The sequence below is a fragment of the Vibrio hepatarius genome, from assembly GCF_018860525.1.
GTDB lineage: Bacteria > Pseudomonadota > Gammaproteobacteria > Enterobacterales > Vibrionaceae > Vibrio > Vibrio hepatarius_B.
In genome coordinates this window covers 77,611-90,490 of record NZ_JAHKPM010000042.1, presented here as the reverse complement: position 1 = coordinate 90,490, position 12,880 = coordinate 77,611, and the positions used below count along the sequence as shown (strand labels likewise).

General features: G+C 40.5%; 12 protein-coding genes. 8 read left to right on the top strand and 4 right to left on the bottom strand.

The features are described 5' to 3' along the window. Positions 1-4: 4 nt before the first annotated feature. Positions 5-1,411 (top strand): ethanolamine permease, encoded by a 1,407-nt coding sequence (eat, locus tag KO511_RS12320; protein ID WP_215987717.1) that lies wholly within the window; start codon positions 5-7, stop codon positions 1,409-1,411. 55 nt (positions 1,412-1,466) lie between these two features. Here the strand turns inward: eat and KO511_RS12315 are convergent, their stop codons facing one another. Beyond that, the gene (locus KO511_RS12315; protein WP_215987716.1) at positions 1,467-2,417 is read right to left on the bottom strand and encodes an endonuclease/exonuclease/phosphatase family protein; all 951 of its coding nucleotides are present in this window, start codon (positions 2,415-2,417) and stop codon (positions 1,467-1,469) included. Between the two features lie 356 nt (positions 2,418-2,773). Here KO511_RS12315 and KO511_RS12310 point away from each other — a divergent pair, with 356 nt between their 5' ends. Both KO511_RS12310 and KO511_RS12305 read left to right on the top strand, forming a co-directional pair. Then, entirely contained in the window at positions 2,774-3,154 is a 381-nt protein-coding gene (locus KO511_RS12310) for a hypothetical protein (protein WP_215987715.1), read from the top strand. A 17-nt stretch (positions 3,155-3,171) separates the two neighbouring features. After that, on the top strand, positions 3,172-4,572 hold the full coding sequence (locus KO511_RS12305) for a class II fumarate hydratase (RefSeq protein WP_215987714.1): 1,401 nt from the start codon (positions 3,172-3,174) through the stop codon (positions 4,570-4,572). Positions 4,573-4,623: 51 nt separating this feature from the next. Here the strand turns inward: KO511_RS12305 and KO511_RS12300 are convergent, their stop codons facing one another. Beyond that, positions 4,624-5,556, bottom strand: a complete 933-nt coding sequence (locus KO511_RS12300; protein ID WP_215987713.1) for an endonuclease/exonuclease/phosphatase family protein — start codon at positions 5,554-5,556, stop codon at positions 4,624-4,626. 329 nt (positions 5,557-5,885) lie between these two features. Between KO511_RS12300 and KO511_RS12295 the strand changes: the two genes are divergently transcribed. The 5 genes from KO511_RS12295 (at position 5,886) to KO511_RS12275 (ending at position 11,025) form a co-directional block, all read left to right on the top strand. Then, a complete protein-coding gene (locus KO511_RS12295) occupies positions 5,886-6,614 on the top strand; it encodes a substrate-binding periplasmic protein (protein WP_125322651.1) in 729 nt (242 codons plus the stop codon). A 226-nt stretch (positions 6,615-6,840) separates the two neighbouring features. Next, complete coding sequence (locus KO511_RS12290) at positions 6,841-8,229, top strand: ATP-binding protein (protein ID WP_215987712.1); 1,389 nt, start codon at positions 6,841-6,843, stop codon at positions 8,227-8,229. Continuing rightward, positions 8,226-8,873: a response regulator transcription factor gene (locus KO511_RS12285; protein WP_171360990.1), complete on the top strand. Its 648-nt coding sequence runs from the start codon at positions 8,226-8,228 to the stop codon at positions 8,871-8,873. The genes KO511_RS12290 and KO511_RS12285 overlap by 4 nt, the downstream gene beginning before the upstream one ends. Continuing rightward, entirely contained in the window at positions 8,873-9,712 is an 840-nt protein-coding gene (locus tag KO511_RS12280; protein WP_215987711.1) for a DUF2861 family protein, read from the top strand. The genes KO511_RS12285 and KO511_RS12280 overlap by 1 nt, the downstream gene beginning before the upstream one ends. Positions 9,713-9,834: 122 nt before the next feature. Further along, positions 9,835-11,025: a glycoside hydrolase family 5 protein gene (locus KO511_RS12275; RefSeq protein ID WP_215987710.1), complete on the top strand. Its 1,191-nt coding sequence runs from the start codon at positions 9,835-9,837 to the stop codon at positions 11,023-11,025. Positions 11,026-11,339: 314 nt separating this feature from the next. Here KO511_RS12275 and KO511_RS12270 read toward each other — a convergent pair whose 3' ends face one another. Beyond that, positions 11,340-11,849 (bottom strand): cupin domain-containing protein, encoded by a 510-nt coding sequence (locus KO511_RS12270; protein WP_215987709.1) that lies wholly within the window; start codon positions 11,847-11,849, stop codon positions 11,340-11,342. A 291-nt stretch (positions 11,850-12,140) separates the two neighbouring features. Next, a complete protein-coding gene (locus tag KO511_RS12265; protein WP_215987708.1) occupies positions 12,141-12,674 on the bottom strand; it encodes an HAD hydrolase-like protein in 534 nt (177 codons plus the stop codon). Between the last annotated feature and the right edge of the window lie 206 nt (positions 12,675-12,880).

The following is a 12,880-nucleotide window of genomic DNA, read 5'->3' as shown; positions in this document are numbered from 1 at the left end:
TATCATGTCTGATGAACGTCAGAATTATCTCGCCAAAAGACAGCTAAAACGCGGGTCCGCAGGTTGGATCCTGCTCGCCGGTTTGGGCGTTTCGTATGTTATTTCTGGCGATTTTGCCGGATGGAATTTTGGTATTGCGCAAGCTGGTTGGGCGGGCTTTCTTATCGCAGCACTGACCATGGCACTCATGTACTTTACTCTTGTACTGTCACTGGCCGAAATGTCTGCGGCAATTCCTACTGCAGGTGGCGGATACAGCTTTGCCCGCCAAGCAATGGGGCCCGTTGGTGGCTATATTACTGGTCTTTCCGTTTTGATTGAGTATGCCTTAGCTCCTGCTGCAATAGTGATTTTTATTGGCTCAGCGGTCAATGAGCTCCTTGGGATTGACGGTCCCATTGTCTACGCCTGTTTCTATTTTGTCTTTATTGCTATCCATTTGTCCGGCGTAGGCCAAGCACTGAAAGTAATGATGGTCATTAGTGCTCTCGCTGTTGTCGCTATAGTACTTACTGCGGGAGCACTAATAGGTCATTTCGATATAAATAATCTATTCGATATTGCACCAGCGACTTACGCAGCAACGGAAGTGTTACCAATGGGATGGTATGGAGTATGGGCTGCGCTTCCATTTGCAATGTGGTTATTTTTAGCAGTGGAAGGTGTTCCATTAGCTGCAGAAGAAGCGAAGAATCCAGTAAAAGATGTACCAAAAGGTATTATTGGCGCTATGACGTTTCTTTTATTCACCGCAGCACTTGTCGTTTTCTTGTTAGCCGGTGCGGTCGGTGCCAAGGTGATAGGCAATAGCTCGGTCCCCTTAGTTGATGCACTCAATTTAAGTGGCTATTCATCTATTGCAACCTTAGTGAATATACTCGGTCTAGCGGGGCTTATCGCCTCTTTCTTCTCGATTATTTATGGCTATAGCCGACTGGTTTTTGCTTTATCCCGTGCAGGGTATTTACCCAAAAGCTTGTCACTTACCAATCAAAATAAAGTACCAACTCAAGCATTAATACTACCCGGAATTTTAGGGCTTGTCGTGTCTTTAACAGGTGAAGGCGACCTCATTTTGGCTATGGCTGTCGTCGGTGCAACCGTTTCTTATGCACTAATATCACTAAGCCATATATTGCTGCGTATTAAACAACCACTATTAGTGCGTCCATATAAAACTCCAGGGGGCATAGTAACGTCAAGTATCTCTCTAATTTTATCTCTGATCGCAATGACAGGTGTATATGCATTTTCCCCATTAGCCTTCTTTTTGACACTTGGCCTTTACGCTATTGGCGGTGTATATTACATCCTTTACAGCCGACATAACCTTGTCGCGGCAACAGCCGAAGAAGAATTTGAGATGCTAGCAATAGCAGAGCAGGAATTGGAAACCGAGTTTAATAACTAACTCACCTTACAGGCAGAAAAATCAGCTCTTTCTGCCTATTTCCATTTTAAAACACTCATAAGACGAATTGGACAGTGACAGAGACAAAAGCATGGTCACTGGATTGGTCATCATGTTCAAAATTTGGATTAATGAGATGCGTATCAATAGTGTGGTATTCAATAATATCTGCCATTGAGAATGGTGATTCAGGCTGAAACTCTTGAGAAAATAATATATAGTCAAGCACCTTACCTGAAGAGAAATGATAGTGTGTCGCTGGACGCTGAATATCCACCAGCCCACGATTAACTATGTCCCAGCTGTCTTGAAGTACCAACTTATGGCTACCTATGTCGATAGGTTTGGTCAATAATCCAACCACATCACTAGTAATAGGCTGATTTAAATCCCCCATAAGAACCGTTGGCATTGGGTTTTTACTATAGGTTTCTTCCATGGCTATACGAATCATCACAGCTTCCCAACCTCTCTGCTGGCTGGATAACCATTGCCCCACAAGAGAGTGCCTCTTATCGCTTTGGATTGCCTGTGTCTCCCTTTGTGATTTTAGGTGACAAGCATAAACGGCTACTTGACCAATATCAGGAACATCTACAACTGCACAAATGGGTTTACGACTGAAGTCAAGCTGTTGAATGCCATACCCTTCAAGCAAATCTCTAGGAACAGTCACTGGATGTGCGTGTAAAATAGGGTATTTCGAAGCCAAAGCAACAATTGGATGACTATAGATATAGTCGCTTTCAACGTATGCTTGATCAACATGTACAAAGTACAGATAACCGAGTTTATACAACATATGCTTCACGCAATCTATACTAAATATTTCCTGAATCGCAATAATGTCAGCGTCTAATGATTCAATCGTTTTCCTTGTCCAACGACATTTCTTCTTCCACTGCTCTCTAGAATAAATATTTTCAAAATCATAAAAGGCGTAAGGGGGCTCAATGAAATTAAATAAATTGGCCGTAGCAAATATCAGTTTTCTGTCTATGAGCAAAATGTTACCTCACTATTTACAACCTATCATAGAGACTCATATAGTTTAACCTATTTATCCATTGCTTTTGGTCAATATCACTTCAGTAGTATTAAGAACAATCCTTCCGCAACGTAGCAAACTATCTTTGCTCAACGAATTGAAATTTCTGTTTCTCAAGGAAAAGTACATACAACTTAAAATGACTATTAAAGCCCAAAATGAAACTCAAACTGCAAGGTAAGTCCTCAATTATTAAAGCGTTATGACCCAACCAAATGTGCTCAAGGCCACTCTGTGATATAGATATTACAAACAAGGTTGATTACAACCAATAAAACGATAATAATTATCATTACCAAAAGCCAGAGGTCAGTATGGATTCACATAAAGCGCTATACAATGCATTTTTCAAAGCACAAGACAAGTTCGTTGATAACTACACTCCTCACGGATTTGAGCCAGATATCGTTCATGAGTATATTCACTCAGCAATGACCTTATCATCGTTATACGAGCAGGGAACTGAACATGAAAACGCTTTGCTTTGTGAACTCTACTTGCGGCAAGTGTATTTCCATTTAATTGGGGCGATTCAAGACCCATTAAGAAGTAGAACATTTCGCCGAGTATGTTTAGATGCAATTCATACTCCTCTTCTATGTTTAAAACGTTTTTACCTGCAACGGGAAGACGGGGATACCAGGTTTTTACAACTACAACAAAAGTTGCAACGTATTCGAATGCCACTCGATTAAATAAAAAAGGACATCTCATGACTCAAACTTCCTCTACATCAGAGTTTCGCATTGAAAAAGATAGCATGGGCGAGGTAAAAGTGCCTGCACAAGCACTTTATCAAGCGCAAACGCAGCGTGCCATGGACAATTTTCATTTCAGCAAACACACCATGCCGACTGCATTTATCCAATCATTAGCATTTATCAAACAGGCTGCAGCGCTTACCAACGCGCAGCTGGGTTTGATGGAAGGCGATATTGCCAATGCTATCGAAGAAGCCTCACAGTGTATTATTGATGGTCAGCACCATGAACATTTTCCTATTGATGTATTTCAAACTGGCTCAGGGACTAGTTCTAACATGAACGCCAATGAAGTTATCGCAACATTGGCGAGCAAGATTCTTGGCGGAGACGTTAACCCAAATGACCATGTTAACATGGGGCAAAGTAGTAATGATGTTATTCCAACCGCCATTCAACTTAGCAGCGCATTAACTGTCGAAAAGCAGCTTATCCCAGCATTAAATCACTTTATTACGGTACTAAAAAGTAAACGAAATGAAGTTGGGCATCTTACTAAAACTGGTCGAACTCACCTAATGGATGCTATGCCTGTTACCTTCGACCAGGAGCTTGGAGCTTGGCAATTTCAAATTGAGCAGGCAAAACATGGGATTGAACAAAGCCTAATTAATGTTAAAGCCCTCGCACAAGGTGGTACAGCTGTAGGAACCGGTATTAACGCGGATCCAAGGTTTGCGAATACGTTTGTAGATAATGTCTCTCAAGCGACTCGATTACAATTCACATCCAGTAAAAACTTCTTCTATAACCTCAGCAGTCAAGATGCTTTAGTTGCACTTTCAGGACAGCTAAAAACTGCCGCGGTCGCTGTAATGAAAATATCCAATGATCTCCGTTGGATGAACTCTGGCCCATTAGCAGGATTAGGAGAAATTGAACTTCAGGGATTGCAACCAGGCTCATCAATAATGCCTGGTAAAGTAAACCCCGTGATTCCAGAAGCTGCAGCGATGGCAGCTGCACAAATAATAGGTAATGACACAGCCATTACTATCGCTGGTCAATCGGGCAATTTCCAGCTTAATGTCATGCTCCCTGTTATCGCACATAATATATTAGAAAGTATTGAGTTACTTACCAACAGTTCTATCGCTCTAGCAGATAAAGCCATTTCTACCTTCACTGTGCGTGAAGACAATTTACAAATAGCCTTGGCCAAAAACCCAATCCTTGTAACAGCATTAAACCCAGTAATCGGCTATTTAAAAGCAGCAGATATCGCCAAAAAAGCATACCAACAAGGGCATGCTATTATCGATGTAGCAGAACAAGAGACCGACCTCGACCGTACAACCTTAGAACGTTTACTTGACCCGGCCAAACTAACACAAGGTGGAGTAGCTGAATAACTATTTCAGTAAACTGGCCTTTAGTCTCACTGTACTAGAGGTCAGAATACTTTAATAACCAATATCGGTCTTAACGACGAGGTGATCTGAGCCAGATAATACAGATAAACTATGTCGTTGACAGATTTTCCTACCGGCATTGACTGATTGCAACCAAAGGTGATCAATCGCAATCATAGACGCTGTTGGAGGGCGAAATGAGGCAATCCAATTAGGCCAGCTTGCAACGGGCGCTTTCTGAAATGTTGGGAGCATTTGAGCAAAGCGTAAGCTAGTGGCAGACAGATTGAAATCACCAATCACAAGCGCTTCTTCACTGGGGTAAACAGCAAGCAAAGACTCCACCGTTTTTATTAACGCATTGCGTCTGTACCACAGCTCTTCAGTCCGAGGGGATGGAGGGTGTGCAACAATTAAAGAAATAGGCGCTTGCCGATTTGGGTGCCAAGTTCCTCGAATAATACTTTGCGAATCTGGCGTTTTAAACACCGACATATTTTTTAATGGCGAAACACTCAGAATCATTTGGCTTGAAGGGTATCCAACTCCCTCCTGCCCACCATAGAAATAAGGGTATATATCATTTAAAAGTTGCAGTTTTTCTCCTACTTCTGGAGCCACTTCTTGCATCACTATTAAGTCTGCTGGTTTAGTCATTAAGTAATTAACAAACGAATTAATACTGGGGTTTTCGTAATGAAGATTATATTGAATGATTGATATAGAATTTGTACATTGCGCGACTAAATGTTCATGAGGCTTGGGTGACATTAGTCCAAAAGCACCGGCCAATACAATGCATATCGCACTAGGTGCCCATCTTTGCCCCAAGATCATCAAAAGTGCGATCAGTGCATAAAGCACCAAAAATAGCCCCGGGTAGGAAACAATATTTTCTACCCACCAAGTGGACTCAAGAAGTGATAACCCAGCCCATGCTAACGCTGGAGTGTAAACTACCAGCCAAATTCTCCAACCCCTCACTTTCAGTCCTATTTAATTGGAGCATGGTATAATTATGAACCAAGTCTTTGTAATTGGCCCAATTTTGTCAAAAATGAGCCTAAAAGACCATCTAGGTAACATTTTTAATAAATATAGACGTTAGTGTCCTGATACTATCGAGTCGGTATAAAACGATATGCGGGGGCTAAATCGAAACCCTTTTAGACAATATAAACAATAAACGGGTAATTCTTGGAAATATGAATAACCTTCTCTCTTAATTTACCATCGAATGCTTATACCCACACTTGATTTTAAAAAAAGCAACTATACTGCATTGTGTATAAACTACTAAATGAGGTTCAACCATGAGAGTTTTGCTGCTTGTCTGTATATTTTTTTCCACATCTATTTTTGCAAACAACCTAAATGATCTTAGTTATATCACCGAATCCTACCCTCCTTTTAATTATCATGAAAACAAAGAGCTCAAGGGGCTTTCAGTGGATGTCTTGGAGGCAGCAACTAAAGCTGTCGGTGAACCAGTATCACGAAGTAATATCAAACTCCAGCCATGGGCTCGCGGTTATGACGCCGCGCTCAAAGGTCCTAAAGTAGCACTGTTTGCTACCACAAGAACCGAAGAAAGAGAGTCCAAGTTTAAGTGGGTTGGGCCGATTATTGCCACTAAGGTTGTCATCTTCTCCAGTAAGAATGTCACTATCAGTGATGCTTCAGAGCTAAGCAAATATAAAATTGGTGTGGTTAGAGATGATGTGGGAGAAGCTCTTCTGAAGAAAGCGGGCGTTCCGGCATCTGCTATGAAGGTTTCACCAGGTGCAGAACTATTAATAAAGCAACTTGCTGCAGGGCGAATAGATATGTTGGCCTACGAGCAAAGTGTAGCAACCTACTTAATGAAATCTGCAAACGTTGATCCTAGCAAATTTAATGTTGCATATGTTCTCAGCGAAGGGCAACTCTTCTATAGCCTTAGCCCTGATACACCAGATGAATACGTCAACAAGTTACAAAAAGGGCTAGACCAAATCGCTCAATCTGGCGAGCTAGACAAAATAAAGAGTCAGTACCAATAGTCCATAGACGAAACGCCAAAATAGTGATTTAGTTGAAACTCCATCCAGCTGTCGAGCCTCCACTCGACAGCTTTTTTGAATCGTAATAACTTTGACCTGCATTAGTATCGTAAATGAGTTAACTTGATTACAGGAATAATCTTTCAGCTATTGTTGACATATAAGTTACAATTTAATGCCTGTATTCAATATAATCATGATGACTTTCCACAAATTGAGTACAAGGATGAAGATTTACCCATTGGTGATTTTTTTCATTACTGCGCTTCCTTGGGCCTCCCATGCAACAAACATCCAAAAAAAGTGGCAATCTTTTTTTCAGCGTACTTGGCAGATCGCACCTCTAGTAGTCAATTCGCAAGAGTTAAGCCACTTTCCACAGAAACTACTTAGCGAAAGTGCCCGCTATCCTGATTTTGAAAACTATAGCTGGGGCGATATCCAAATCTTGTATCAGATTGCACAAGATTGCCAAGTTAATAAACCTACCCAGCCACACCTCAAAACAGCCGTCGAATTTGAGTTAGCGCTATGCCATAACCAATCTCTTGATGAAACATGGTTCTCAACTCATTCACCGATACACCCAGCAGGTGGAAGCTTTGCCGAACGTTATCTATCTAAACATCCAGAACAAAAAACCACTGGTGATTTTTTGCGTTATCTTACAATTAGTGACCCAAAGCATCCACTGAACAAACAACTATCACTACTTTCAGTTAAAGGAAGAGAAACTCTGCTTAATGGTTATCGAGCATGGATGGAAGAAGAAACACTATGGTTAAGTGGTGAACAAGGCTGGAAAGCCGTACCAAATATAAAATGGCACCCTGTTGCCAAAGAATTAAATATCCGCTTATCGGGACCTAATTGTGAATTACGGTATAATAACTTGTGCATCAGTCAGGAGACTAATAGCTTGGTACTAAAGCGTTTTATATTGGTTAGCATAACACTCTCGCTGCTGCTTTTATTCGGAAGAAGCTTGTACATGAAGAGGCAACAAAATAGAGAGAAACGCTTTATATTGCAGCTTCTTACACACGAATTACGCACTCCTATCACCAGCTTAGGCTTGACCATTGACATGCTACGCAATCAATTCGACCTATTAAAGGAAGAAACTCAACAAGCAGTCTGGCGACTGATTTCCGATCACCAAAGGTTGGCCCAACTTACGGAAAACAGCAAAGTGTATCTAAGTACGCACAGTTCACATCAGTTGATGGAACAAACTGCCTACATAAGTGATTGGCTAGATCATTTATGCGAGAAACATAACTTAAGTTATCAACTCAACCAAGATAAAGAAGTCACCCTTCCCTTCTACTGGCTTTCAATATGTATGGATAACCTGATTATAAATGCCAAACAGCATGGAAAAGGAGAAGTTACTGTCTGCGTTACTTTGACTGACAAACTAAAGCTCACAGTATCTGATCAAGGTGTTTTTCCTTCAACACTCTCACAACTAATGGCCGCCTCCATTGTAAAGCCTAGTACTGACAATATGGGCATGGGCTTAAGTATTATCCGTCACTTAATTACACTTATAGGTGGCCAGCTGAAAATCCGCCGTCGTCCAACTCGCTGTACTTTGGAAATCCCACTATGAAAACTCTATTATTGATTGAAGATGACGAATTACTTGGTCAAGGTTTAGTTTCTCTGTTTGAATCTCATAACTATAAGTGTTCATGGGTTCAAAAATCTAGCGAGGTAGAGAAACATTGGTTCAAAGCAGATTTAGTCATCCTCGACAGGCAACTGAATGACGGTGACAGCCTAAAGCACCTTACCAGCTGGCTATTACTTAAAGCGCTCCCCGTCATAATTCTAACAGCTAAAATCGATACGCAGCAAAAGATAGAAGGTTTATTAAGTGGAGCTAAGGATTATGTTACTAAGCCCTTTTCACACCAAGAACTCTTAGCCAGAATTGCAAGCCAACTTAGGCCTCTTGGCGACAGCTCTATTTGTTATGCTGGCATAGAAATTCGCCTTGCGAAGCGTGATGCTGTCTTTGATAACCAAACCGTTTCTCTTAAACCTAAAGAATTTAAATTGTTGGTGTTACTAATACAAAATCAAGGCCGCGTCTTTCATCGAGATGAGTTACTCAACAAAGTCTGGGGTTATCAAGCCTTTCCGAGCACTCGAACAGTCGACAATCATATTCTGCGTCTAAGACAAAAGCTACCTGTGCTCAACATTGAAACCCACCGGGGGGTTGGATACCGACTTCATGAGGCGTTTTGATGAAATATAAGCTGCTTTTCATTCTCTATACACTATGCCAACCTCATTTTGTACAAGCTAGCTGGTTTACAGATACATCATTCCAAGCCGTGTACCAAGCATTAATCAATCACCAGCCAAAGCTCGCGTGGCAAGAGCTTATTCTGGCCCTAAGTCGCGAGAATATTGAGAGTGGATATTGGCTTGCGGTTAAGCAAGAGATTCTCAGCCAAACGTCATGTGGTCAGAAACTTGTCAATCATGCCGGACCTGTTACTGCGAACATTAGTATCGCCTTTATTCGCCGCTCAGGGTTATCATCACAAGGCTTCCAAATTAAACTTTCAGCCGAAAACACAAAGACTGACAGCATCGTCGAGCTCATTGCTCCATCTTCAACTAGGCTTCTGAAGACTAAATTACCTAAACAGATTGCTTATCAAGAGATTGAGACAAAAGAGATGCTGATAAAACCAAGTACTGGAGTTTATCAACTTCGTATTAATGATCAATTTTTTCCGTTGCTCATCGCCATACCGGACAATAAAAGTTGGCTTACCTACGATAGCACTGCAGACATTATCAGTATCTCATTTCCAAAAACAGTCAAAGGCTGTAGCCAAGCTGTTGCAGCTTGGCAGTGGTTTGATAACAACTATATAATGTTAGATAGTAAAATCCCCATTCAAAAACATATTGCTCCTGTTCCTCAACCTACATATCAATATGAAGGAGCAAAACACCTCAGCGCTTCAGTGTCTTTATTCGAATACCAGCAAGGAATTAAGATTGATTACATACAACGAGTGGCCATACCCTTTTCGCCATTTGTGAACGAGAAGAAGGATGTAATAAACTAATTTCCCTTTTGCTAAGATCTGAATATGAATAAACCATAGAGCAATAGTGACAAATAAGAGACAAAGCTCGACATCAGCTCGTTATTATTAGTCTATTGCAAACAATCCTCTATGGTTCATTCATGCCCAAATACTACATAGCAACAATAACCCTTTCATTAAGTTGTCTAACCACTCAGATTACCAGCGCAGCCGATCTGATTCATTTCTGGGACACACCACAGCATGGCGCGAATGTATTCAACCGCATGCCGGCAATGCCAACGTTGTACCCAGATCTTAAGGCTTACAATGCGACTTGGGTCCGTCTAGCCTATGATAAATGGCAATCTGACCATCGTGACTTCCTAATTGGAAATGCGGATAACTATCAAGGACTGATAAAGCAAGATCTCAATAAACTCATCAATGAAATAAATAAGGCAGGACAAGCTGGCCTCAAAGTTGTTGTCTCTCCTTTATCACTGCCCTTCATGCGCTGGTCACAAAACAATGGTCGACGTTTTGATGGTCGCTTATTCGAAAACCAAGATAATTGGGACAGAGCTATCGCTTTTTGGGTAGATCTCGCCAAAGAGCTAAAAAATAATCCCCATATCGTAGCTTACAATATCATTAACGAACCAGCTCCAGAAAAGAAGGCTGGATTAAAAGAGCACGCCTCTACTGAAGAAATGCAAGCTTGGTACAAGATCAATAAAGGTGGAAGTCATGATTTACCACTTTTCTATGAAAAAGTCATAGAAGCGATAAGAAAAGTCGACCCTGTTACCCCTATTATGGTTGATGCCGGCTGGTATGCTGCTGCGGATAGTTTCAACTACTGGGACAAAGCACTCAATGATAAAAAAGTTTTGTACAGTTTTCATATGTATGAGCCCTATCAAGCAACTAGTTCTCATAATCTAAACAGAAATGAGCCCTACATTTACCCTGGGCAGGTTCCTTTTGCAGATAAACTCAACAAAATTTGGGATGCCAAAGCCGTGCAACAACACCTCAATAACCCCGTAAATTGGGCCAATCAGCATAGTATTCCCACGAACAGGCTCATAGCTGGTGAATTTGGCTGCGTTCGAAAACTCAACAATTGCGCAACATACTTAGATGATGTGATAACCGCTTTAGATAAAAACAATCTTCATTGGGCTTTCTATAGCTTTAGAGAAGATGGATGGGACGGAATGAATTATGAGCTCGGCGCCCAAAAATCCGTCGGATGGGATTATTGGAAAGCACAAGAAAAAGGTGAGCCAGACCCGATACAGTATCAATCTTCGCCTTTGTTTTCAGTAATTCAAAAAAAATTATAGCTGTATTTTTCGCAGAAAATCTGGACGAAATGTCGACAGATTAAATGCTTATTGGAACTTGTCTATAAGATATTTATTTCATAAATGAAATTTATATTTTCATTTTTATCATTTAAAGAAAAGTAACATAAGTGTTACTTTGTTTAATGTTGGTAACACTGATACAAAGTAATCATACAGAGTCACGGATACTTTCTAACAGTTTGGATATGGACATTTAACCAACAACCTCCAAACGAGAAAAATAAATTGTTGCCCTTCTTTACCCGCACAGTCTGCCCATTGTGCGGGTTTTTTCTTGGCGATGAATAAACTCAAGTAGATAGCATAATTCGTGATATTAGTGCTTCTTGCTCAGGGAATTCTCTAGCCAAATGTTCTGTATTGGCCAGCTCCCAATCAGAGAAATCAAAACCCGGCGAAGTTGTGCATCCTACCAAAGAAAAGTGAGATTTATCTTTAACTTCCGCTGCAAACCACACATTTTGTTCAACCAGTATTTGATACTCAGCTTGACAATCTTCAAGGGCACAGCCAAGAATCAGTTGCTGGTAGCCATACTCAGGGTCAAGAATATGTATCACAACACTGCTTCCCGTATAATGATGCCAAAGCTCATCCTGTTTGAGCCGATGAAACATCGATACATTGCCTTGCTGCAAGAGATAATATATCGATGTCTTAAAAACATGCTCACCATGAAACCTCTCCGGCGGACATTTTAGAACTTCTTTTGAACGATAATACTCACTAAAATAACCACCTTCAGGATGCGGTTTAAGATCTAGTTTCTTGACCAAACTATCGACTCGTGCCAATGACATTACTACTATCTAATTGAAATGTAATTACAAAGATAGTATTGAGCCCTACAGAAATAGCAACCTCGAAAGCCTTGAACAGTCAGAGAACGTGAACGAGTGTATATTTAAGCGCGTTGTTATTTATAATGATATTACGGCTAGCGTTTATAACACCAAGTCCTGACTTCACTGCAATAGAAAGAGTACCATAAATAAATTAGCAGAGAACCTTTAGCAGATCCGGCATATGTGAAATTGAAACCACATTATTGTCAAAAGACTTTTGCCCATCAAGGCTGTAGTAACACGCCCTCATATTAGCCGCCAATGCTGCCCTAATACCAATGTCTGCATCATCAACCACCAAACAGTTTTCAGCATTGAACCCCATTGATGAAGCGGCATGTAAAAAATCTTAGGCTCTGGTTTCCAGCTATTGATCTCATAAGAACTGAACACTGCTTGTTGATTGAAATAGCCAGACAACCCTGTAACTTCCAAACCGTGGAGTATCTTTTTCTTGGGAGCACTAGAAGCAATACATACCGGCAGTTCTGTTGCTTCTAAGGTACAAATAACCTGTGGCATTGGCTCAAGGTACTCGTTATAGTACGCTTCCACTAATGCTCGATATTGATCGACAAAATCTTTTTCGACCTTAATTCCATTATCTTTTTCGACCTCAGCAATAATTCTTGCTAATTTAAAACCTTTATAGCGTTGAACTGAATCATGCACATCATAGTATACGTCATACTGTTGGAACATTGATTTCAATGCGTAGTTGTTTATATACTCACTATCAACTAATGTCCCATCAAAATCAAAAATAATACAATTAGTCATACTGTTACCAATTCTTTAGTTTCCTACTAGAAAACAGCGCTTCAAATCATCAAAAGTGTTAAATATCATTGGGTTGATTATACATATAGAGTCATAATCTAACAGAATTTTTATCGTCATTCCTCATATGAAAATGCATCGGTGTTTATAAAACCATATACTTACAACTGCCAAAATTAAGACTAAGCACATGATTTTTAAGATTA